At 52.8% G+C, this 20,013-nt stretch carries 23 protein-coding genes, 1 tRNA gene and 1 pseudogene; 20 read left to right on the forward strand and 5 right to left on the reverse strand.

Features of this window, described 5'->3' with window-relative positions:
- The first annotated feature begins 77 nt into the window (after positions 1-77).
- The 5 genes from frsA (at position 78) to DDT56_RS17055 (ending at position 4,520) form a co-directional block, all read left to right on the forward strand.
- A complete protein-coding gene (frsA, locus tag DDT56_RS17035) occupies positions 78-1,328 on the forward strand; it encodes an esterase FrsA (protein WP_136167629.1) in 1,251 nt (416 codons plus the stop codon).
- A gap of 59 nt (positions 1,329-1,387) precedes the next feature.
- Positions 1,388-1,762 carry a sigma factor-binding protein Crl gene (gene crl, locus DDT56_RS17040; RefSeq protein ID WP_136167630.1) on the forward strand — a complete coding sequence of 125 codons (375 nt, stop codon included), beginning with the start codon at positions 1,388-1,390 and terminating at the stop codon, positions 1,760-1,762.
- Between the two features lie 126 nt (positions 1,763-1,888).
- On the forward strand, positions 1,889-2,992 hold the full coding sequence (gene proB / locus DDT56_RS17045) for a glutamate 5-kinase (RefSeq protein ID WP_136167631.1): 1,104 nt from the start codon (positions 1,889-1,891) through the stop codon (positions 2,990-2,992).
- 10 nt (positions 2,993-3,002) lie between these two features.
- Positions 3,003-4,256 carry a glutamate-5-semialdehyde dehydrogenase gene (proA, locus tag DDT56_RS17050; RefSeq protein WP_136167632.1) on the forward strand — a complete coding sequence of 418 codons (1,254 nt, stop codon included), beginning with the start codon at positions 3,003-3,005 and terminating at the stop codon, positions 4,254-4,256.
- Between the two features lie 188 nt (positions 4,257-4,444).
- Positions 4,445-4,520 (forward strand) — tRNA-Thr (locus DDT56_RS17055).
- Positions 4,521-4,534: 14 nt separating this feature from the next.
- Here the strand turns inward: DDT56_RS17055 and DDT56_RS17060 are convergent.
- A pseudogene (locus DDT56_RS17060) lies at positions 4,535-4,716 on the reverse strand (integrase); the annotation flags it as partial.
- A gap of 269 nt (positions 4,717-4,985) precedes the next feature.
- Between DDT56_RS17060 and DDT56_RS17065 the strand changes: the two are divergent.
- The 5 genes from DDT56_RS17065 (at position 4,986) to DDT56_RS17085 (ending at position 7,700) form a co-directional block, all read left to right on the forward strand.
- Positions 4,986-5,237, forward strand: a complete 252-nt coding sequence (locus tag DDT56_RS17065; RefSeq protein ID WP_005973616.1) for a type II toxin-antitoxin system Phd/YefM family antitoxin — start codon at positions 4,986-4,988, stop codon at positions 5,235-5,237.
- Positions 5,227-5,511, forward strand: a complete 285-nt coding sequence (locus DDT56_RS17070; RefSeq protein ID WP_136167633.1) for a type II toxin-antitoxin system RelE family toxin — start codon at positions 5,227-5,229, stop codon at positions 5,509-5,511. The genes DDT56_RS17065 and DDT56_RS17070 overlap by 11 nt, the downstream gene beginning before the upstream one ends.
- A 654-nt stretch (positions 5,512-6,165) precedes the next feature.
- Entirely contained in the window at positions 6,166-6,351 is a 186-nt protein-coding gene (locus DDT56_RS17075) for a hypothetical protein (RefSeq protein WP_136167634.1), read from the forward strand.
- Positions 6,352-6,515: 164 nt separating this feature from the next.
- Positions 6,516-7,040, forward strand: coding sequence for a GNAT family N-acetyltransferase (locus DDT56_RS17080; RefSeq protein WP_136167635.1), 525 nt, complete (start codon positions 6,516-6,518; stop codon positions 7,038-7,040).
- 21 nt (positions 7,041-7,061) lie between these two features.
- Positions 7,062-7,700: a glutathione S-transferase family protein gene (locus tag DDT56_RS17085; protein ID WP_136167636.1), complete on the forward strand. Its 639-nt coding sequence runs from the start codon at positions 7,062-7,064 to the stop codon at positions 7,698-7,700.
- A gap of 452 nt (positions 7,701-8,152) precedes the next feature.
- Here DDT56_RS17085 and DDT56_RS17090 read toward each other — a convergent pair whose 3' ends face one another.
- Positions 8,153-8,581, reverse strand: a complete 429-nt coding sequence (locus tag DDT56_RS17090) for a hypothetical protein (RefSeq protein ID WP_136167637.1) — start codon at positions 8,579-8,581, stop codon at positions 8,153-8,155.
- A 141-nt stretch (positions 8,582-8,722) separates the two neighbouring features.
- Here DDT56_RS17090 and DDT56_RS17095 point away from each other — a divergent pair, with 141 nt between their 5' ends.
- From DDT56_RS17095 to DDT56_RS17125, 7 genes are read left to right on the forward strand one after another with little or no spacing between them, the layout of a single operon-like run.
- Positions 8,723-10,102, forward strand: a complete 1,380-nt coding sequence (locus DDT56_RS17095) for an LLM class flavin-dependent oxidoreductase (protein WP_136167638.1) — start codon at positions 8,723-8,725, stop codon at positions 10,100-10,102.
- Positions 10,103-10,125: 23 nt separating this feature from the next.
- Positions 10,126-10,644 carry a carboxymuconolactone decarboxylase family protein gene (locus DDT56_RS17100; protein WP_136167639.1) on the forward strand — a complete coding sequence of 173 codons (519 nt, stop codon included), beginning with the start codon at positions 10,126-10,128 and terminating at the stop codon, positions 10,642-10,644.
- 44 nt (positions 10,645-10,688) lie between these two features.
- A complete protein-coding gene (locus DDT56_RS17105) occupies positions 10,689-11,933 on the forward strand; it encodes an ABC transporter substrate-binding protein (protein WP_136167640.1) in 1,245 nt (414 codons plus the stop codon).
- Complete coding sequence (locus DDT56_RS17110; RefSeq protein WP_136167641.1) at positions 11,930-12,715, forward strand: ABC transporter ATP-binding protein; 786 nt, start codon at positions 11,930-11,932, stop codon at positions 12,713-12,715. Before DDT56_RS17105 ends, DDT56_RS17110 begins: the two co-directional genes overlap by 4 nt.
- A 2-nt stretch (positions 12,716-12,717) precedes the next feature.
- Complete coding sequence (locus DDT56_RS17115) at positions 12,718-13,446, forward strand: ABC transporter ATP-binding protein (RefSeq protein ID WP_136167642.1); 729 nt, start codon at positions 12,718-12,720, stop codon at positions 13,444-13,446.
- Positions 13,443-14,303: a branched-chain amino acid ABC transporter permease gene (locus DDT56_RS17120; RefSeq protein ID WP_136167643.1), complete on the forward strand. Its 861-nt coding sequence runs from the start codon at positions 13,443-13,445 to the stop codon at positions 14,301-14,303. Before DDT56_RS17115 ends, DDT56_RS17120 begins: the two co-directional genes overlap by 4 nt.
- Positions 14,300-15,184 (forward strand): branched-chain amino acid ABC transporter permease, encoded by an 885-nt coding sequence (locus DDT56_RS17125; protein WP_009111707.1) that lies wholly within the window; start codon positions 14,300-14,302, stop codon positions 15,182-15,184. Before DDT56_RS17120 ends, DDT56_RS17125 begins: the two co-directional genes overlap by 4 nt.
- 154 nt (positions 15,185-15,338) lie before the next feature.
- Here DDT56_RS17125 and DDT56_RS17130 read toward each other — a convergent pair whose 3' ends face one another.
- The 3 genes from DDT56_RS17130 to DDT56_RS17140 form a co-directional block, all read right to left on the reverse strand.
- Positions 15,339-16,133: a hypothetical protein gene (locus DDT56_RS17130; RefSeq protein ID WP_136167644.1), complete on the reverse strand. Its 795-nt coding sequence runs from the start codon at positions 16,131-16,133 to the stop codon at positions 15,339-15,341.
- A 142-nt stretch (positions 16,134-16,275) separates the two neighbouring features.
- Positions 16,276-16,950 (reverse strand): MarC family NAAT transporter, encoded by a 675-nt coding sequence (locus DDT56_RS17135; RefSeq protein ID WP_136167645.1) that lies wholly within the window; start codon positions 16,948-16,950, stop codon positions 16,276-16,278.
- Positions 16,951-17,004: 54 nt separating this feature from the next.
- Entirely contained in the window at positions 17,005-17,514 is a 510-nt protein-coding gene (locus DDT56_RS17140) for an SRPBCC family protein (protein ID WP_136167646.1), read from the reverse strand.
- Between the two features lie 219 nt (positions 17,515-17,733).
- Here DDT56_RS17140 and pncC point away from each other — a divergent pair, with 219 nt between their 5' ends.
- From pncC to recX, 3 genes are all read left to right on the forward strand, one after another.
- Positions 17,734-18,228 carry a nicotinamide-nucleotide amidase gene (gene pncC / locus DDT56_RS17145; protein ID WP_136167647.1) on the forward strand — a complete coding sequence of 165 codons (495 nt, stop codon included), beginning with the start codon at positions 17,734-17,736 and terminating at the stop codon, positions 18,226-18,228.
- Between the two features lie 104 nt (positions 18,229-18,332).
- On the forward strand, positions 18,333-19,403 hold the full coding sequence (gene recA / locus DDT56_RS17150; protein ID WP_136167648.1) for a recombinase RecA: 1,071 nt from the start codon (positions 18,333-18,335) through the stop codon (positions 19,401-19,403).
- Between the two features lie 33 nt (positions 19,404-19,436).
- Complete coding sequence (recX, locus tag DDT56_RS17155; RefSeq protein WP_136167649.1) at positions 19,437-19,934, forward strand: recombination regulator RecX; 498 nt, start codon at positions 19,437-19,439, stop codon at positions 19,932-19,934.
- The last annotated feature ends 79 nt before the right edge of the window (positions 19,935-20,013 follow it).

Here is a 20,013-nt window from a genome sequence, read left to right on the forward strand (position 1 = left end):
TCACCACGATGAGTTGGTTACACTCGGTACTCGGTTCGATTGTCCGCTGACGGCGGCCTAGATTAACGGAGAGTGCTGTGGCGCAAGCTAACCTGTCGGAAACCCTGTTCAAACCCTCCTTCAAACACCCTGAAACCTCGACGCTGGTCAAACGTCCCCATCGTGCTCAGGGCGGGTCGGGAACGCACTCCGCCCTGGAGGGGGAAGATACCGGCCACTGGTATCGCATGCTTAACCGGCTACTGTGGATCTGGCGCGGCGTTCATCCGTGGGATATTGAAGAGGTGCTGGCGCGTATCGCCGCCAGCCAGGCGGAAAGAAGCAGTGAGCACTTACTGGACACGGTTATCGGCTATCGCAGCGGCAACTGGATATATGAGTGGTGCAAGCAGGGGGCAAGCTGGCAGCAGCGGGCGATTGACGGTAGCGACAACGAGCAGAGCGGTCAGTATTGGTTGAATGCCGCGAATCTGTATAGCATCGCCGCCTATCCCCATATCAAGGGCGATGAACTGGCGGAACAGGCGCAGACCCTGGCCAACCGGGCCTACGAGGAAGCGGCGAAATACCTTCCCTATGAGCTAAAGGCGCAGACTTTCCAGATTGAGGGCGGCGGTTCGCTGACCGGATTTCTGCACCTGCCCCAGAAGGGGAAAGCCCCGTTCCCGACCATATTGATGTGCGGCGGTCTGGAGATGCTGCAAAGCGACTATTACCGCCTGTTCCATGATTACCTGGCGCCGGCCGGAATGGCCATGCTGACCATTGATATTCCGTCGGTCGGTTTCTCCTCGCGCTGGAAACTGAATCAGGATTCCAGTTTCCTGCATCAGCAGGTGCTGCGGGCATTGCCGGATGTGCCGTGGGTGGATCACTCCCGCGTTGGGGCGTTTGGTTTCCGTTTCGGGGCCAACATCGCCGTGCGTTTGGCTTATCTGGAAACGCAGCGCCTGCGCGGCGTCGCCTGCCTCGGCCCGATAGTGCATCACCTGCTGCATGATGCGAAACGGCAGCAACGGGTGCCGGATATGTTTATGGACGTGCTGGCGAGCCGGCTGGGCATGCCGTTTTCTACCGATGCGGCGCTGAAAACGGAACTAGGCCGTTATTCTCTTAAAACCCAGGGATTGCTGGGGCGGCGCTGTCCAACCCCGATGCTGGCCGGATACTGGGAGAACGACCCGCTGAGCCCGAAAGAGGAAGCATCCCTGATCGCCAATTCATCACAGCAGGGGAAATTGCTGACGGTGAACTTTTCACCGGTCTATCAGAATTTCCACCAGGCGTTACAGCAAATCAGCCATTGGTTAGAGCATAAGTTGGCCTAGTTGATTGATAAATTGTCATTCTCTGCTAAAAAGAATGTTCAAACCGAGGAGATTGCCGAATGATGTTACCAAGCGGACACCCGAAAAGCAGACTGATGAAAAACTTTGCTTCGCTGGGGCCGTATCTGCGTGAAGCGCAGTGCGAGCACGACCATTTTTTCTTTGACTGCCTGGCGGTGTGCGTCAATGTCAAACCCGCGCCGGAAAGCCGCGAGTTCTGGGGATGGTGGCTGACGCTGGAAGCGCAGGAACAGACCTTTACCTATGATTACCACTTTGGTTTATTTGACAAGAGCGGCAATTGGCGTGAAGAGAAAATCAAAGATAAGGATGTGCTGGATAAACTGAAAAGCACCAAAGAAGCTTTTCATGTTCGACTGGAAAAACTCCTGCAATCGCTGGATCCGGTCTGTACATTAACCGCCCGACCGTGATGTTCCCTGCCTGATTCCCGATTTATTCGCGGATTTTCGCGTTGCGCCTGTTGGCATAACGCGCCCGTCCTGTTACAACATTTTCCTTATTTGTTTCTTTTTATGACTTTCAACGGCAGAAAAACTATGAGCGGCAGCCAGACCTTGGTTGTGAAACTTGGCACCAGCGTGCTGACCGGCGGTTCGCGCCGCCTTAACCGGGCCCATATTGTTGAACTGGTGCGCCAGTGCGCGCAGCAGCATGCGGCAGGGCACCGGATTGTTATTGTCACCTCCGGGGCGATTGCCGCCGGTCGTGAACATTTGGGCTACCCGGAACTTCCGCCGACGATTGCCACCAAGCAGCTGCTGGCGGCGGTGGGGCAAAGCCGCCTGATTCAACTGTGGGAACAGCTGTTCTCCATCTATGGTATCCATATCGGGCAGATGCTGCTGACTCGCGCCGATCTGGAAGATCGCGAGCGTTTTCTCAATGCGCGCGACACCATGCGGGCGCTGCTGGATAACCACATCGTGCCGGTCATTAATGAAAATGACGCGGTGGCGACGCTGGAAATCAAAGTCGGCGACAATGATAACCTTTCCGCGCTGGCGGCCATGCTGGCGGATGCGGACAAACTGCTGTTGCTGACCGATCAGGCGGGCTTGTTCACCGCCGATCCGCGGAAAAATCCGGATGCGGAGCTGATTCGTGAAGTCACCGGCATTAACGATGCGTTGCGAAACATTGCCGGCGACAGCGTATCCGGTTTGGGCACGGGCGGCATGTTGACGAAATTGCAGGCGGCCGATGTCGCCTGCCGCGCGGGCATTGATGTGGTGATCGCCGCGGGCGGCAAGCCCGGCGTTATCGGCGATGTGATAGCGGACGTGTCCGTCGGCACGCGCTTCCATGCGTTGGAAACCCCGTTGGAAAACCGTAAGCGCTGGATCTTCGGCGCTCCCCCGGCCGGTGAAATCACGGTGGATGACGGCGCGCTAGCGGCGATCCTGGAACGCGGCAGCTCTTTATTGCCCAAAGGGATCCGCGACGTGACGGGGAATTTCTCCCGCGGCGAGGTCGTGCGTATCCGTAGCCTGACCGGCCGCGATCTGGCGCATGCCGTCAGCCGCTATAACAGCGACGCGCTGCGTATGATTGCCGGGCACCACTCCCAGCAGATAGCCGGCATCCTCGGTTACGAATACGGCCCGGTGGCGGTGCACCGGGACGACATGATAATTAATTAAGGAGTGCGCGATGCTTGAACAAATGGGCAAAGCGGCAAAGGCGGCCTCGTATCAGCTGGCGGTGCTGAGTACGGCCGAGAAAGACCGCGCGTTGGCGGCCATCGCCGACCTGCTGGAATCGGCAAGTTCGACAATCCTGGCCGCCAATGAGCAGGACGTGGCTCAGGCGCGGCAGAACGGCATGAGCGAAGCGCTGCTCGACAGGCTGCTGCTGACGCCGGCGCGGCTGACGGCGATAGCCAACGACGTTCGCCAGGTATGCAGACTGACCGACCCGGTAGGGGAGGTGATCGACGGCCGTTTGCTGGACAGCGGCCTGCGGCTGGAGCGCCGCCGCGTGCCGCTCGGCGTTATCGGCGTGATTTATGAAGCGCGTCCCAACGTCACCATCGACGTGGCTTCTCTGTGCCTGAAAACCGGTAATGCGGTTATTCTGCGCGGCGGTAAGGAAACCTATCGCACCAATGCCGCAACGGTAAAGGTGATCCAGCAGGCGCTGGCGCAATGCGGTTTGCCCGAGTCAGCGGTTCAGGCCATTGAAAGTCCCGATCGTGAGTTGGTGAACCAGTTGCTGAAGCTGGATCGCTATATCGACATGCTGATCCCTCGTGGCGGCGCGAGTCTGCACAGACTCTGCCGCGAACAGTCGACCATTCCGGTCATTATCGGCGGGGTCGGAGTGTGTCATATGTATGCAGACGAAAGTATCGATTTTGACAAAGCTCTGACGGTGATTGAAAGCGCTAAAGTCCAGCGTCCCAGCACCTGCAACAGCCTGGAAACGCTGCTGGTTAATCAAAGCATTGCGGCTCGCTTCCTGCCGGCGCTCAGCCGAAAAATGGCCGCCGCGGGCGTAACCTTACACGCCAGCCCGTCCGCCATGTCGTTCCTGACGCATGGCCCGGCGAAAGTAGTGGCGGTGGAAGAGGCCGACTATGATGACGAATGGCTTTCCAACGACCTCAACGTCACGCTGGTAGACGGCCTGGATGAAGCCGTGGCGCACATCCGCCAGCACGGCACGCAGCATTCGGACGCCATTCTCACCCGCTCGTTGAGCAACGCGGAGCGTTTTGTGCGCGAAGTGGATTCATCGGCGGTCTACGTCAACGCCAGCACCCGCTTTACCGACGGCGGACAGTTCGGCCTGGGAGCGGAAGTGGCGGTGAGTACGCAAAAACTGCATGCGCGCGGCCCGATGGGACTGGAAGCGCTGACCACCTACAAGTGGATCGGCTACGGCGACGATCTGGTCCGCCCCTGATGGCGTTTTTTAATCCGTAAAGTTATAGGATTCTCTGTTATTAGCTTGGAAAATTATCAGAGAATCCTTATCCTTAGCGGGACGATTATAAAACCAGCAGACGACCGCCAATTGCTTGACTTGACCTGATATTTTCACTAGTTTGTCACCCCGTAGTTTCGCCGCAGCTTCGCTGTGCCGATCCCAACGCCGATATAGCTCAGTTGGTAGAGCAGCGCATTCGTAATGCGAAGGTCGTAGGTTCGACTCCTATTATCGGCACCATCTAAATCAATTAATTATGTGTTATCTCCTTCAGTTCCTGTTAGTGCGTGGGACACATTTGGGACGCAAGCATCAAAGGCAGCATCAATTTGTTGCGCGTGCTCAGTTAGGTGATTTTGTGCCTAAGAGCATATCGCCTAACCATCTCAATTGATTCCCATCCGCCCATTTCCTGTAGCACAGATACCCAAGTGTGAGTTGGCGCGGCAGACGCCAGCAACGATACAACCGGCTCTGACCGGTTTTTTTACGTCAAACCGCTTTAAAAGATGATGAGTAACTCGTCACCTATTCACCCACTCATCACTCGGTAATACATTGATTATTAATCATAAAAATCTCAGGTGAAGAGGGGGGACGGTTTTTTATAAAATCTTTTTACTGGGTATGCTACATCCCGTATTGATGCTTTTTTAGCTAAGTGCTAAATTTGGTATCAAATATCGCACTAAAAAGGGGCTGATTATGTCTGTGCAACCTATCCTTGCTAATGCCGCAGTGAGCATCAGCGACTTTAAAAAATCACCCAATGCCGCGCTTAAAGAAGCTAATGGCGAGCCTGTAGCCGTGTTAACCAATGGCCGTATCTCTGGCTATTATGTTTCCCCCGAAACATGGGAGGCACTGGCCGACTATCAGGAAGATATTGAACTCGCGAAAATAGCCCGTTCACGGATGAAGGGTAAGCGTGTGAAGGTCGATCTGGATGAGTTATAAGCTGGAGTTTGAAGAGCATGCGCTGAAAGAATTTAAGAAGTTGGGCGCACCAGTGCGGGAACAGTTTAAAAAGAAACTCTATGACATATTGCTTAACCCTCACATTCCCGCCAATCGCCTGTATGGTATGACGGATTGCTACAAAATCAAGCTCATGTCTGCCGGATACCGGTTAGTGTACCGTGTGATCGATAACGAGGTGGTTGTGCTGGTCTTGGCCGTAGGCAAGCGGGAACGCTCAGAGGTTTATAAGGCTGCCAAAGACAGGCTGTAAGCGCGGATACCTTAAATTCGCGATCTTCTTGTTGTACGACATGATTATCAGGTAATGAGTTACTCGTCTCCTGTTCACCAACTCATCACCCATTAATCTATTGATTAGTAAAAATAAAATCCTCTAGTGAAGAGGGTGAACAGTTTTTCGAAAAATAATTTTATTGGGGGGAGGCGTCATATTGCCTACTTGAGATTTTGTATCCACTATATGGGCTCAAGCGCCGATGTGTATAGGTTTGTGTATAAATGAATTTTTAATAACTAAAAATATTTATTAAAAACAATTAGTTATTGTGTTTTGTTTGACTCCTATTATCTCCGTTTTAACGTCTCCCCGACTCTACTCAAAAACCTTATGCTATGCGGTTTCACGGCCTTAATAGTCAATACTCGTCTACTCATGTTGATAGAAATCTATGGATAGTTTTTCCTGTTGTACAATTCACAGGTTAAGATGAAAAGTCAGAATAAAAATTAACAGGTAAAATTAAAAGCACTAATTAACAAAAATAAGTAACGCGGTGAGATCGGGGTTTTAAAATCAGAATTATTTTTCATACTCTGTTTTTAAATTTAATTTTACCACTATCTTAATAGTGATGATGCTCTTGCTAAAAATATTTATATCGACCTTTCTGAAGATTTTTTGGTTATGATTGAGGATGATAAAAAAGAAGTATCATCTGAACCTGTTCCATTGAGAAGATTAAATATTCAGTCAATAAAGCAAGATGTTTTATATAGGATTTTGGCTTGGAGCAAGTCGGGTGATTTTGATTACAAAGATATTGTTGTCAGAAGTGATGATAGCGTTGCTAAAATGGAATTTTTTGAATAGGTCTATTGGATGTCATCATTTTTCGCAAGAAATGCTAGAGAATTATTGTCTGTAATTATGTTTTTTTAATTATTAATGTTTGCTATTTTGTACATGGATTAATAGCATCCGATAGAAACCAAAATATATGACAACTGTGTACCGTGTAAAACAGAGGTACAGTTATGCAGATCATCATCCCCGCCAGTCCTGAGCATATTGCCAGAATTCAGGAAATCTATGCTTGGCACGTTATGAACGGTATAGCCACGTTTGAGACGGTTCCTCCAACCGTGGAAGAGATGAAAGAGCGGATTGCTAAAGTGCTAGATGCAGGAACACCGTGGCTTGTCGCAGAGGTCGATGGCGTTGTGGCAGGCTACTGTTATCTTGCACCATATCATCTACGGTATGCCTACCGTTTCACACTTGAAGACTCTATCTATATCGATCCACAACAACAGGGAAAGGGGATCGGGAAAGCATTGCTTACGGAGGCTATCCACCAAGTAGAAGCGGCCGGATTTCGTCAGTTAGTTGCCGTTATTGGTAATAGTGAAAATCTTGGCTCTATTGCTCTCCATCACGCCCTTGGTTTTGAGCTTACAGGAACCTTAAAGGCTGTGGGATTCAAACACGGACGTTGGGTTGATACGGTTATTATGCAAAAAGCGCTTGGTGATGGTGATACGACTCTTCCAGAAAAATAAAATATCAGTATTGAGGGCATTATGATTCAAGTATGGGGAAGAAAGACATCTTCAAATGTTCAGGCTTTGATGTGGTGCCTCGGGGAACTTGGGCTGGATTACAACCGGTATGATATTGGTCATAAATACGGAGGGAACGACACCCCGGAATTTTTAGCTATGAATCCTAACGGTACGGTCCCTGTCTTACGTGATGGTGAAGGACTTCCTATGTGGGAGACTGGCGCTATTCTGCGTTATCTGGCAGGTAAGTATGGAACGAATATATTTTGGCCGAATGATATTGAAGCAAGGGCTGAGATCGACAAATGGGGCGAATGGGCTAAGATTAATATAGCAATGAACTTTACTGCGCCAGTGTTCTGGATGGTAGTCAGAACAGCAGCTAAACACAGGAACGAGCAAGCATTAAAAAAAGCATTACAGGCTCTTCATGGAAAATTTGATATTGCTGAGGAACAGATAAAAAAACACGGATATCTCGCAGGTAAAGCATTCTCTCTGGCTGATATTCAATTTGGTCATATATTATACCGATATTTTGATATTAATATTGAAAGGCCATCATATCCACTCATAGAGAAATATTATGAAGAATTAAAAAAACGTCCTGCTTTTGTCGAACATGTTATTTTATCGTATGAAGAACTCCGTGTGTAGGAAGAATAACTCATATAATATCTTATGGTGTTTTTGATTTACTGCTATTTTTTATGTAATAGTCAAAGGCTTACTAAGATGTGGGGTAATATGAATAAAAATCAGTGGGTTAGTAATCTACGCCGGGAGGGGCTTTGCTGAAAGCATAGCTATGATTCGCTTTTCAGTTTTGGGATATAGAGTTGGACGTACAGGTATTGAGTATGCCAAAAATCGAAGTATCATATTTTTCATTTCATTACTTTGTTCGATTATCAATAATAAGCGTTTTATTAATATTTTTTAAAATCTATTAGGGTGAATATCTTGTCTTCCTGATTTGGCGGCGGATTTTCTGTCCTATTAAAAGGATGGCATATTGCCCGATACGTTTGACCATGATGCATTCTATAGGTGATTGAAAAGTATTCGTTACAAAAATTCTTGTTCTGTTTTCTCGCTATTTCAGAATGCTAATAAATGGGGCGTAGAATATTCTCCAGTAGCGTTTCATCGGATAGATCTGCTATATCATCCACTTCGATTATTGCGTGCTTATATGTGCTAATAGTCTCATTTAGGCTGAACATATTCTCCTGCTGTTTTATAAAGTGCGAGGTTGCTTGATCGATCCCTCCAAGCGATAAAATAAAATCGACCCATCCTGGGTTTCTATGCTCAAGACTCTGTACAATACGCGCCTTGATGTGCTCGGGTGGGACAACGAGAAAAATGCTGTGTAATTTGGCTTGCTTAACCAGTGCCGCGGTAATCCCCCCAAAAAAATCAATAGTCATTAGTCCGCGACTCATCAACGTTAAGAAAAGGCGCTCAATTATCAGCGTCAATATCTTATCATTCCTACATAATGGGCTATCGTCCTGCATTGCCTCTTTCGCCATTTTTTAACTTTCATTAGAAAAAATATGTGTTTTGCGCCCTGGCGGGCCAATGCCTTAATAAATAATAACAAGCAGGCTAAGCGGTAAGCTCGGATTAGATAGTCGTATTTCCGAGAGGCCTTACCATGGTGGAAATGGCTAATGACCAAAGAGATACGTTTTAATGCGTTCATGATGAATTGCATCGGACATTTGGCGCCTGGACAGTGGACTTCACCCCAGGATAACTCCCTCCGTTATCTGCAGCCACAGTACTGGATCGGTCTGGCCAGGTTACTTGAAGACGGGTTATTTGACGGTCTGTTTCTGGGGGATGTGCTGGGTATTTACGACGTTGATGGCGATTCGGCAGACAGCGCGCTACGCCATGCGGCGCAGGTGCCGATGAACGACCCTTTCCCTCTGGTCCCGCTGATGTCGCAGGCTACGCAACATCTCGGTTTCGGCGTCACCGCCTCGGTGACCTATGAGCCTCCCTATTTGCTCGCACGCCGGTTTTCCACCCTCGACCATCTGACCGGAGGGCGGATAGCCTGGAATATCGTCACCTCTTATCTTTCCAGCGGCGCGGCAAGCCTGGGACTTTCTCAGCCGTTATCCCATGACCAGCGCTACGATCGCGCCGATGATTACCTGAGCCTTTGCTATAAGCTGTGGGAAGGCAGCTGGCAAGAGGGCGCGGTGCTACGCGATCAGGAGCGGGGCGTCTACGCGGATCCCGATAAAATACGGCGCGTCGAGCATCAGGGGCCCTATTTTCAATCGCACGGGATTTATCAGTGCGAACCCTCGCCGCAGCGTACGCCGGTTCTTTTCCAGGCTGGCGGTTCCGTGCGCGGTACCCGGTTCGCGGCGCAGCACGCGGAGTGCATTTTTGTCGGCGCGCCGACGCGCGATGGGTTGCGCCGTACCGTGGATGCGCTCCGCGCTGACCTGCTTAAGGCGGGCCGCCCCACTGATTCCGTGCGTATTTTCGCCATGTTTACCGTTATCGTCGACGATAGCATGGCGCTGGCGAATGCGCGTTTCCACCACTATCTGGCGCGGGCAAGCTATGACGGCGCCCGCACGCTGCTGGCCGGCTGGACCGGTATCGATCTTTCGCGTTATCACCCTGACGATACGCTGGCCTATGTCGATACCGATGCCGGGCAATCAGCGCTGGCATCCTTTAGCATTCTGGATCCCAACCGCATCTGGACGGTGCGCGACGCCGTGGAGTTCGTTTCGGTGGGAGGGCGCGGGCCGGTGGTGGTGGGCGATGCCGCCCACGTCGCCGATGAGTTGCAGTCCTGGGTGGCGGATACCGGTATCGACGGTTTTAACCTCGCCTACGTGGAATCGCCCAGAACCTTTGAAGACATCGTCAGGCTGTTGATCCCCGAACTTCAGCGGCGGGGGGCCTATAAAACGGCCTATGCGCCGGGAACGCTGCGGGAGAAACTGTTCGCCGGCGACCCTTATCTGCCGCCAACCCATGACGGCAGCCGCTATCGCAACGATAACGCCAATCCTCGTTAATCCCCGTTTATTCAGGAGAAATTATGCCCCGTATTTCCGAACCGGATCCCCGCACATTTGATGGGCCGCTGGGGGAGCTGTTCCGGCGTTATACCCAAAATGGCGCAGTATTTGTCGATCAGTTTTCGGTGATGTCGCATGTGCGGCCGGCGGCGGAGCATCTGTTCGGTTTGCTGCTGGAGCTCAAGGCGCGCGGCGGCATCGCCCAACGTTATATCGAACTGAGCATCGTGGTGGTTTCGCTGATTAATGAATGTACCTATTGCGTGGATAACCATGCTCCCCGTCTGGCGGTGGAAGGCATATCGACGGAGGGTGTGCGCGAACTGCTGGATTACGCCCAACATCCTGAACTGAGCGAGGTGGATAAACTGGTGGTTGAATACGCCATTGCGGTAACCCAGTCGCCTCAGCGTATCCGCGACGGATTGTTCGACCGCCTGCGGGCGCAGTTCAGCGAATCGCAAATCGTCGAGCTCACCTTGCGTATTGCGCTGTGCGGGTTTTTCAATCGCTTTAATCAGGCATTACAGATTGGCTGAGTTCGTATCGCCAGAGTGTTCGGCATTTATTGCAGGAGTGGTTCATGACGTTTTTATTCACCTTGGCTGGTCATAAGCTGTTCGGCGTTATCCGGCGTTTCGCGCTATCCCTTCTGGCCGTACTGGCGTTCTCCCACATGGCCGGGGCGCAGACGGCGGAACCGATTCGTATCGGGGTATTGGTGCCGCTGAGCGGCGGAGGCGGCGCCTATGGCGCCGGCATGGCGGCAGCGGCCGGGAAAGCCGCCGAATTTATCAATCAGGACGCGGGCGGCGTGCTGAACGGACGCAAGATCGAAATTATCGTCGCCGACGATGAGAGCAACCCCACGGCGGGCGTCGCGGCGGCGCGAAAATTAATCGACGTCTCCCGCGTTTCCGCCATCGTCGGGCTATGGAGCAGCGCCGTGGCCATGGCCGTGAAACCACTGACCATTGAGAAAGGCATCCCGCTGCTGGTCACCGGCTCCGGTGATGAGATCACCCAGGGGGATAATCAGGGGCTGGTGTGGCGCTTCCAGGCCACCGGCCGGGACTGGGGCAAGGCGTTCGCCCGCGCCGCCGTTAAGGACGGGGCGCATACCGCATCCCTGCTGGTGCTGCACACGCCGTTCACCCTGAGCATGGTCGATCCTTTTATCCAGGAGTTTACCGCCGCCGGCGGGCGCGTTCTGGATACCGTTTATTACAATCCCGGCCAGCCCTCCTATCGGGCGGAAGTGGAGAAAGCCTTTGCCCAAAAACCGGACGCCGTTTTCGTCCCCAGCTATCTGCCGGACTTATCCGCCATTGCGCGGGAAATATACCGCAGCGGCTTTAACAGTACCCTCTACGCCAATTCTTCGGCGGCGGACGCCGAAGGCGCCTTTGTCAAAAACGTCGGCAAAGCGGTAGCGGAGGGGATTCATCATATCCAATCCATTCCGCCGCAAGATTCCGCCGCCTATCATATTTTTGCCGAAAAGGCGGGTATCTCCCCCAATACGCTGGCGATCTTTCCGTCTAACGTATGGGATGAAATCTCCGTTCTGGCCCTGGCGATTGAAAAATCCGGCAGCGCGGAGCCGCGGGTATTTGCCCGCTCGATCCCGGACGTCGTCAACGGCCCAGGCGTAAAAGTCGAAAGCCCGGTCGCGGGGCTTAACGCGCTGCGCGCCGGTAAAAACATCGCCTATAGCGGAGCGGGCTCCCAGTTTACCTTTACCCCCACCGGCGACCAGCTCAACCGCCTATACGGTCATTTCATTATTCGCGATGGGGTTAACCAGCAGGTGGATGTTTTGAAATGATGTCGGCGTCGCAAAGCGTGCCCGCCGGTTACCGGCTCACCGCCCGCAATGTTTCCCACGCCTTTGGCGGGGTGGCGGCGCTGCAACAAACCTCGCTGGTGGTGGAGCCGGGCCGGATCACCGGGATTGTCGGCCCAAACGGCGCGGGTAAAACCACGTTGTTTAATATTTTGGCCGGCGCCCTGACGCCGGACGCCGGTCAGGTGTGTTGGGGCGAGCGAGATATCACCCGGCTGGCGATACACCGGCGCGCCGCGCTGGGTATTAGCCGTACATTCCAGCTTTCCCGCGAGCTTGATAGCCTCACGCTGCTGGAGAATTTATTGCTGGCCGCCCCGCGTCAGCCGGGCGATGCCCTATGGCGCATCTTCCTGACCCCTAAAGACGCAAGGCGTGCGGAACAGGCGGCGATCGACAAAGCCCTGGCGTTATTGGAGCGCGTTCATTTGCGCGCGCTGCGCAATGAGCCGGCCGGCAGCCTGTCCGGAGGGCAAAAAAAACTGCTGGAGCTATGCCGGGCGCTGATGAGCGATCCCGCGGTGATCCTGCTGGATGAGCCGGCCGCCGGCGTGAATCCGGCAACGATCGATGAGCTGGTCGCTTTCATCCTCGCGCTGCGCGCGCAAGGCAAAACCTTTGCCGTGGTCGAGCACAATATGGCGTTGATGGCGGCGCTGTGCGATACGGTTTACGTATTGGCCGAAGGGCGGGTGCTGACTCAGGGCAGCTTCGAGACCATTGCCGCCGATCGTCGCGTGCAGCAGGCTTATCTGGGGATGTAACCATGGCAACCGCATTAAAAGTTGAACGGCTGTATGCCGGTTATCATGGGAAAAATATTCTTCATGGCATCAATCTCGACGTCCCGGCGGGAGGGGCGCTAACCATCATCGGACCGAATGGTTCCGGCAAGTCCACCTTGCTGAAAACGCTGGTGGGGCTGCTGGCGGTCTCCGACGGCCGAATTGAACTGGACGGCCGCGACATTACCGCCAGCCGGGCGCCGCAGCGCGCCCGGCTGGGTCTGGCCTATGTTCCGCAAGAAAAAAATATCTTTCCCAATATGAACATCAGCGACAATCTGCGCACCAGCGGCGAGTTCGCGCACCGCAAACAATCCGCCAAAACCCTGCGGGCCAGAATGGAAAAGGCGTTGGATCTTTTCCCCGAGCTGCGCCCTCATCTGAGTAAAACCACCGGCTTGCTGAGCGGCGGACAGCGGCAAATGGTGGCGATGGCGTCGGCCCTGATGCTGGAGCCGTCGCTTCTGGTGCTTGATGAACCCTCGGCCGGGTTGTCGCCGCGCAATGCCGGGCTATTGTTCGAGAGTATCGCCCGAATACGCCGCACCGGTATTACGCTGCTGATGATTGAACAGAATGTCAAACTCGGCCTTTCCGTGGCGGATACCGGCCTGGTGCTGGTCGCCGGTCAGGTAAGACTGCTGGCGCCGGCGGCCGAGCTGGCGCGGAACGCACACTTACACGCTCTTTTTTTGGGCCACGCGCAATGATGCAACTGTTATTTAACGGGGCGGTGACCGGCGTATTGGTTGCCTTGCCCGCATTGGCTCTCTCCTTGACCTTCAGCGTACTGCGCTTCGCCAACTTTGCCATCGGAGCCATGGTCACCGCCGGCGCCTATCTGATTTATTGGTGCAATACGCTATTCGGTCTCAGCCTGCCGCTTGCCTGCCTGCTCGGCACCGTGCTGGCGGCGCTGTTGGCGGTGGCGATCGACCTGCTGGTCTACCGCCGTCTGCTCGGGCGATCCAGCATTACGCTGCTGGTGGCGTCAATGGGCGTGGCATTGATTCTGGAAAATCTGGTGCGCTTTTTCGCCGGCGGCACCCCGGTCGGCTACGCGGTGGAGGTCGCCCGTCCCTTGCTGTGGGGCGGCCTGCGCATTAATCATGAGCAACTGTTGACCGCCGGCATCAGTTTCGGCTGTCTGGCGCTGATAGGCCTGATCTTCCATTATACGCGCCTGGGCCGCGCCATGCGGGCGGTGGCTGATAACCCGGATCTGGCGGCGACGCGCGGTATATCCCATCAGCGGGTGGTATCGATGACCTGGATTTTATCCGGCGCGCTATCGGCCATCGCCGGCATGCTTATCGGGTTGGATTCGACGCTGGACCCCCTGATGGGGTGGAACTATGTGCTGCCGGTCTTTGCCGCCGCCATTCTGGGCGGCCTGAGTAATCCGCTGGGGGCCATTGCGGGTGCGCTGATTATGGGGATGCTAAGCGAACTGTCGACGATGATATTGCCGCCTCACTACCGCACCTTGGTGGCTTTTCTGGTGCTCAGCCTGTTGCTGATGCTAAAACCGTCCGGCCTGTTAGGCGCTCAGTGGGTGAAAAAATGACTGCTTATCTGTTTTCTATTCTGGTGCTGGTGGCGATCTCCGCCATTGTCGGCCTGGCGCTCAATATGCAATGGGGATTATCCGGCCTGGTCAACTTCGGGCTGTTTGGTTTTTATATGCTGGCCGCTTATCTCTGCGGGCAATTAACCGTGCAGTGGCATTGGGATCCCTGGCTTGCCATGCTGGCGGCGGTGCTGATCACCGCCCTGGCCAGCGCGCTGGTGAGCCTTATCTCGCTTCGCCTGTCGGATGACTACCTGGCGATAGTCACGCTCGGCTTTGCCGAAAGTCTCAAACTGGCGATCGTCCATGAAGAGTGGCTTACCCGGGGAAGTCTGGGGATATCCGGCATACCGCGCCTGATTGGCGGAGACGGCGCTTTTTTGCTGGTGGTCCTGGGGGCGCTGGCGGCGATATTTTTGCTGTATGAAGGCGTGGCGCGGGCTCCGCTCGGCCGGACCGCCCGGGCGCTGCGCGACGATCCGCTGGTGGTCGCAACGCTGGGCAAGAGCGTTCTCTCCTTCCGGTTACGTCTGTTCGCCCTGGGCGGCGGCGCGATCGGCGTCGCCGGCTGTTTTCATGCTTTTTATTATCAATATATCGATCCCACCCAGTTTGGTCCGGCGATCACCGCCTATGCCTTTATGGCGGTAATTATCGGCGGGCGCGGCAGCAATGTCGGCGTCCTGCTGAGTTCGGCCACCGTCATTTTGCTGCTGGAAGGCACGCGCTTTCTCAATGATTACGTCTCCTGGCTTACGCCAAGCCAACTGGCCTCGCTGCGCCTGATGCTTATCGGGCTGGGCCTTATCGTCATGCTGATCTACCGGCCGCAGGGCTTTATCAGGGAGTACCGGTTAAAACATAGGGCGCAAAAGTGACGTTTACTTCCTGGGGCTTCCTTTTGGCAGCCAGCGTAATGAGAGGGGAATAATTTTAGGGACATGTGTCATTTCTTTTGGCGGATATATTACAGAAATGACACAGAATCTATGATACTTCCAACACGCTCAAAAAAAACGTTTAATTTATATTTCAACCCTGGGGATAGAGCTCCTTGATTCTTTTATCTCTGAGGTTGCGCATTTGTACGAACATATCATGTAGTAAATACGTTTCGCGGTCACGTGTCCAAGGCTGGCCTGATAATTCATCATACTGGGTGGGTAATGCCACTTCTTTTACCGCAAAAGCACGTAAACCGATGCTATTCGACGTTTGAATACATCGTTTGGCGTGATCCTGATGAGCCACCACCGCAACATTGCCTAATTTTTCGGCGCTCCCCTCTTTGTCAACGATAGCTTTGGCGACGCCATCGGTACTGAGATAGGTTATCGTTCCATCACTGTTCTTTACCGGCTCAACGGAGAAGAGTTCTTTATCCAATTTATATTTGGATGTCAGAAACCGGGCGATTTCCCACTGGGCATAAATAGGTACCGGTTTCAGCTTATAAATTTGATAAACGGTATCGGCTAGGGCTTCATTAGTCGGCCCTGGATCGGGTAATCCAACCAGGTTTTCACTGCTTCCCGCCGAACCCGCGCTTTGTTTATTAGGACGATTGCCAAATGCATAAGCGACGATGCAATCGATCTTGCTCACTTCAATTTCAGGTAACTGCCAGTCCAGGCCGACGTCGATAATGTGGGCGGCGAGGGATGCGGAGAGTTTGCCGTCTTTAAAATGCGTTAATAATGCTTGTTGAATATCGCGGCTGACTTGATCATTTTTGAAAACGGCCTGAGAAGCGAGAGCCTGGTTTGGTAAGGCGGGGAAAATAAATGCTCCTGATGTTGCCAATATAAATTTGCGACGAGTGAACATATTAATGCCTTTATTCAAGGTGGGTGGGGAAACGAATCGAACCGTTTTTACCTTAAATCAAGCACTGCATACGGATACTGTCAAGGGATAGGCCGGCGAGTAAATTCGACTATCCGCCGGCCTGGTATTGGCATCGCCCCACCTAATGAAGGGTGGCGATAATCTCTAATGTGCCGTTGATGACGAACTGAACGCCCATACATACCAACAGAAAGCCCATCAGGCGGGAAATGGCCTCAATGCCGCTTTTCCCAACCAGTCGCATAATAAATCCTGAACTTTTCAGGCTGAGCCACAGAATAAGGCTGACAATTATAAACGTCAGGACCGGAGCGACCGTAAGCACCCACGGCGTAATATCCAAACCGCTTTTTATTTGCGATGCGGAACTGATGATAAGCGCGATGGTCCCCGGCCCTGCGGTACTGGGCATTGCCAATGGCACAAAGGCGATATTGACCACACTGGAGGATTCGCTGTTATGGATTTCATCGGCTTTACTTGTCACTTCCGGCGCGTGCTCCGGTTTCTGCACCGGAAACAGCATACGGAAACCAATAAAAGCCACAATCAGCCCGCCGGCAATACGCAACCCGGGAATGGAAATACCAAAGGTATTCATAACGATTTGCCCGCTATAAAATGCGCCGGTCAGAATGAGGAAAACGTATAACGATGCCTGAAATATCTGCCGATTCCGTTCGCGGTAACTCATATTTCCCGCCAGCCCCAAAAACAGCGCCACCGTTGTCAGGGGATTGGCGAGGGGTAAAATCAGTACTAAGCCAAGTCCGATGGTTTGAATCAACTCCAGCATTTAATCTCCCGTTAGCTGTTTTTCTAATAGGGTAAGTAATGGTCTGACAATATATTACGGGTGGTCATTTTCTTTGGGGGCACCGTCGCTTTCTGCCAGTTTTTTGAAACGAGAGAGCGTTTTCGTCAACATATCCTTGGATAAGATGTCGAACATCTGGCTGATTTTTTTCCCCAGCAGTCCGCCCGGCGGATCGAAGCGAATCATCAAGGTGACTTCTGTTCCGGCGCCTGACGGGGCCGGTTTGAACGATAATCGTCCTTCATTGGGAATGCGCGCGCCTGGCAGAGAACGCCAGTAGATATATTCCCCGGGGGCTTCATCAACAATTCTTGCCTGCCATTCAATCAGCGCGCCGAAGGGGGTGTTAACGCGCCATCGTGAATCGGTATGGTTAAGAATGTCGATGGTAGCGAAATGATTCATTAAAACCGGCAGCGTTTCTGGTTTACGCCACAGCGCAAACAGGGTTTCAGCCGGACGATCAATGATGATGCTGCTGCAGATTTCATCTGAATCACTATTGCTTATAATACCGATGTTTTTTAGAAAAGAAGGTCGCATCAAGAGTCTCCCTAATGGATTTTTAGCCCGAAAGGGCCTCTTTGGGGTCATTTTGACTGATATTGACCATGAAGCAAAGCGGGAAGAAGAACCGGCCTCGCCTGTGGGTAATGTAACATTTCTTCCTTGCGAGACGTTTCGCATATAGGGTGATCCAGCCTCTTTTCCAAGGAAAAGTGCTACCCTGATTTATTAACTCCTGATTAAGATGATACGGCAATGGCGGAAACAGACATTTTACGGTTAAGCGGCCTGGTCGGCGATCGGCTCAAGGCGCGCGGCGCAAAAATGACCTGCGCAGAGTCCTGCACCGGAGGGTGGCTGGCTAAAATAATCACCGATATCGCCGGCAGTTCCGGCTGGTTTGATTATGGTTTTGTTACGTACAGCAACCAGGCCAAGCAGGACTTGGTTAAGGTTAATGAAAATACGTTATCGAACTATGGCGCGGTGAGTTCCGAGGTGGTGCAGGAAATGGCGGCCGGAGCGCTGCTGGCGGCCGGCGCGGATTTTGCCGTCTCTGTTAGCGGTATTGCCGGGCCGGACGGCGGGTCTGATGAAAAACCGGTAGGCACGGTATGGTTTGGCTTTACCGATAATCAGGGGCACGCCTTTACCCGCAAAGCGTTATTCAGCGGCGACAGAAACGCGGTACGTTTGCAGTCGGTCCATTTTGCGCTGCAAACGCTGCTTGATGAGTTTCTGCAAAAATAATCTTGATGCTGTATGTGTATACAGTATAATATCAGCAATTATTCGGTAACCCGTGATTAAGTGGCCGCGTAGAGAACGCTTTACGCCGCATGACAGGAGCAGAAATGGCGATTGATGAGAACAAACAAAAGGCACTGGCAGCAGCATTGGGTCAGATCGAAAAGCAATTTGGTAAAGGTTCTATCATGCGTTTGGGCGAAGATCGCTCAATGGATGTTGAAACGATTTCTACCGGCTCTCTGTCTCTTGATATTGCATTGGGCGCCGGCGGCTTGCCGATGGGCCGTATCGTTGAGATTTACGGTCCTGAATCATCAGGTAAAACAACCCTGACGTTGCAGGTGATTGCCTCCGCTCAGCGGGAGGGCAAGACCTGTGCCTTTATTGACGCGGAACATGCGCTGGACCCGATTTATGCCAAGAAACTTGGCGTAGACATCGATAACCTGCTGTGTTCCCAGCCGGATACCGGCGAGCAGGCGCTGGAAATCTGTGATGCCCTGACGCGCTCCGGCGCGGTGGATGTCATCATCGTCGACTCCGTCGCGGCGTTGACCCCTAAAGCCGAAATCGAAGGTGAAATCGGTGATTCGCATATGGGGCTGGCCGCTCGAATGATGAGTCAGGCGATGCGTAAATTGGCGGGTAACCTGAAACAGGCCAATACGCTGCTGATTTTCATTAACCAGATTCGTATGAAGATCGGGGTGATGTTCGGTAACCCTGAAACCACCACCGGCGGTAATGCGCTGAAATTTTATGCCTCCGTTCGTCTGGATATCCGCCGCATCGGCTCTATCAAGGAAGGCGATGAAGTGGTCGGCAGCGAAACCCGCGTCAAGGTGGTGAAAAATAAAGTGGCGGCGCCTTTCAAGCAGGCCGAATTCCAGATCTTGTACGGTGAGGGGATCAACATTCACGGTGAGCTTGTCGACCTGGGCGTTAAGCATAAGCTGATTGAAAAAGCCGGCGCCTGGTACAGCTACAATGGCGAAAAAATAGGGCAGGGTAAAGCCAATGCCGGTAATTTCCTGAAAGAAAATCCTGCCATTGCCGCTGAGCTGGACAAGAAACTGCGTGACATGCTGTTGCATAAAGGCAATGAATTGTCTCCAACTGCCGCTGGCGATGTTTACGATGAAGCCGTCGCTGGCGAAGGTAATGCGGAGTTTTAATCTTTGCCGTAACGCCGTTCATTGGATTGCTGAATGAGTAAACCGTTACGCTATGCGATGAATGTGCTTTCCGTCCGCGACCATAGTGAAGTTGAGATACGCCGCAAACTTGCGGCGTATCAGCACAAGGCGGTCACGGCGGAAGCCGATGCCGATGTCTATGCCGAGGAAATGGCCGCGCGTTCCGTTGAGGAGATCGAGTCAGCCATCGCCTATTGCACCGATCATGGCTGGCTGGACGATGAGCGCTTTGCTCGTCGCTATATCAGCGGCCGTAGCCTTAAAGGGTACGGGATGCAGCGCATCAGGGCCGAACTAAGCCAGAAAGGTATCGACAAGGCGATCATCGCTGCTGCGTTAGCCGAATGTGATATCGATTGGTGCGAATTGGCCAAATCTGCGGCGGAACGAAAATTCGGGCCTCTTTTGCCCGTTGAATGGAAAGAAAAAGCAAAACTTCAGCGATATCTGCTGTATCGTGGTTTTTCCCATGAAGAAATCCAATCCATTTACGCGAATTTTTCAGATTGAACGCATACGGGATTTTACTTCCCATCGAAGAAAATTTATCTTATTCCCACTTTTTTGTTCGTGAGTTGCACGGTAGCGT

It is taken from the genome of Brenneria corticis, assembly GCF_003115855.1.
Lineage (GTDB): Bacteria > Pseudomonadota > Gammaproteobacteria > Enterobacterales > Enterobacteriaceae > Brenneria > Brenneria corticis.

Bases quoted from the DNA above. Each gene is read 5' to 3' on its own strand.
- DDT56_RS17065 (WP_005973616.1), top strand. From the start codon at position 4,986: ATGTCTGTGCAACCTATCCTTGCTAATGCCGCAGTGAGCATCAGCGAC.
- recA (WP_136167648.1), top strand. From the start codon at position 18,333: ATGGCGATTGATGAGAACAAACAAAAGGCACTGGCAGCAGCATTGGGT.
- recX (WP_136167649.1), top strand. From the start codon at position 19,437: ATGAGTAAACCGTTACGCTATGCGATGAATGTGCTTTCCGTCCGCGAC.
- proA (WP_136167632.1), top strand. From the start codon at position 3,003: ATGCTTGAACAAATGGGCAAAGCGGCAAAGGCGGCCTCGTATCAGCTG.
- DDT56_RS17085 (WP_136167636.1), top strand. From the start codon at position 7,062: ATGATTCAAGTATGGGGAAGAAAGACATCTTCAAATGTTCAGGCTTTG.
- DDT56_RS17125 (WP_009111707.1), top strand. From the start codon at position 14,300: ATGACTGCTTATCTGTTTTCTATTCTGGTGCTGGTGGCGATCTCCGCC.
- DDT56_RS17080 (WP_136167635.1), top strand. From the start codon at position 6,516: ATGCAGATCATCATCCCCGCCAGTCCTGAGCATATTGCCAGAATTCAG.
- DDT56_RS17075 (WP_136167634.1), top strand. From the start codon at position 6,166: ATGATTGAGGATGATAAAAAAGAAGTATCATCTGAACCTGTTCCATTG.
- DDT56_RS17135 (WP_136167645.1), bottom strand. From the start codon at position 16,950: ATGCTGGAGTTGATTCAAACCATCGGACTTGGCTTAGTACTGATTTTA.
- proB (WP_136167631.1), top strand. From the start codon at position 1,889: ATGAGCGGCAGCCAGACCTTGGTTGTGAAACTTGGCACCAGCGTGCTG.
- pncC (WP_136167647.1), top strand. From the start codon at position 17,734: ATGGCGGAAACAGACATTTTACGGTTAAGCGGCCTGGTCGGCGATCGG.
- DDT56_RS17090 (WP_136167637.1), bottom strand. From the start codon at position 8,581: ATGGCGAAAGAGGCAATGCAGGACGATAGCCCATTATGTAGGAATGAT.
- DDT56_RS17095 (WP_136167638.1), top strand. From the start codon at position 8,723: ATGACCAAAGAGATACGTTTTAATGCGTTCATGATGAATTGCATCGGA.
- DDT56_RS17100 (WP_136167639.1), top strand. From the start codon at position 10,126: ATGCCCCGTATTTCCGAACCGGATCCCCGCACATTTGATGGGCCGCTG.
- DDT56_RS17140 (WP_136167646.1), bottom strand. From the start codon at position 17,514: ATGCGACCTTCTTTTCTAAAAAACATCGGTATTATAAGCAATAGTGAT.
- DDT56_RS17070 (WP_136167633.1), top strand. From the start codon at position 5,227: ATGAGTTATAAGCTGGAGTTTGAAGAGCATGCGCTGAAAGAATTTAAG.
- DDT56_RS17130 (WP_136167644.1), bottom strand. From the start codon at position 16,133: ATGTTCACTCGTCGCAAATTTATATTGGCAACATCAGGAGCATTTATT.
- crl (WP_136167630.1), top strand. From the start codon at position 1,388: ATGATGTTACCAAGCGGACACCCGAAAAGCAGACTGATGAAAAACTTT.
- DDT56_RS17120 (WP_136167643.1), top strand. From the start codon at position 13,443: ATGATGCAACTGTTATTTAACGGGGCGGTGACCGGCGTATTGGTTGCC.
- DDT56_RS17105 (WP_136167640.1), top strand. From the start codon at position 10,689: ATGACGTTTTTATTCACCTTGGCTGGTCATAAGCTGTTCGGCGTTATC.
- DDT56_RS17110 (WP_136167641.1), top strand. From the start codon at position 11,930: ATGATGTCGGCGTCGCAAAGCGTGCCCGCCGGTTACCGGCTCACCGCC.
- DDT56_RS17115 (WP_136167642.1), top strand. From the start codon at position 12,718: ATGGCAACCGCATTAAAAGTTGAACGGCTGTATGCCGGTTATCATGGG.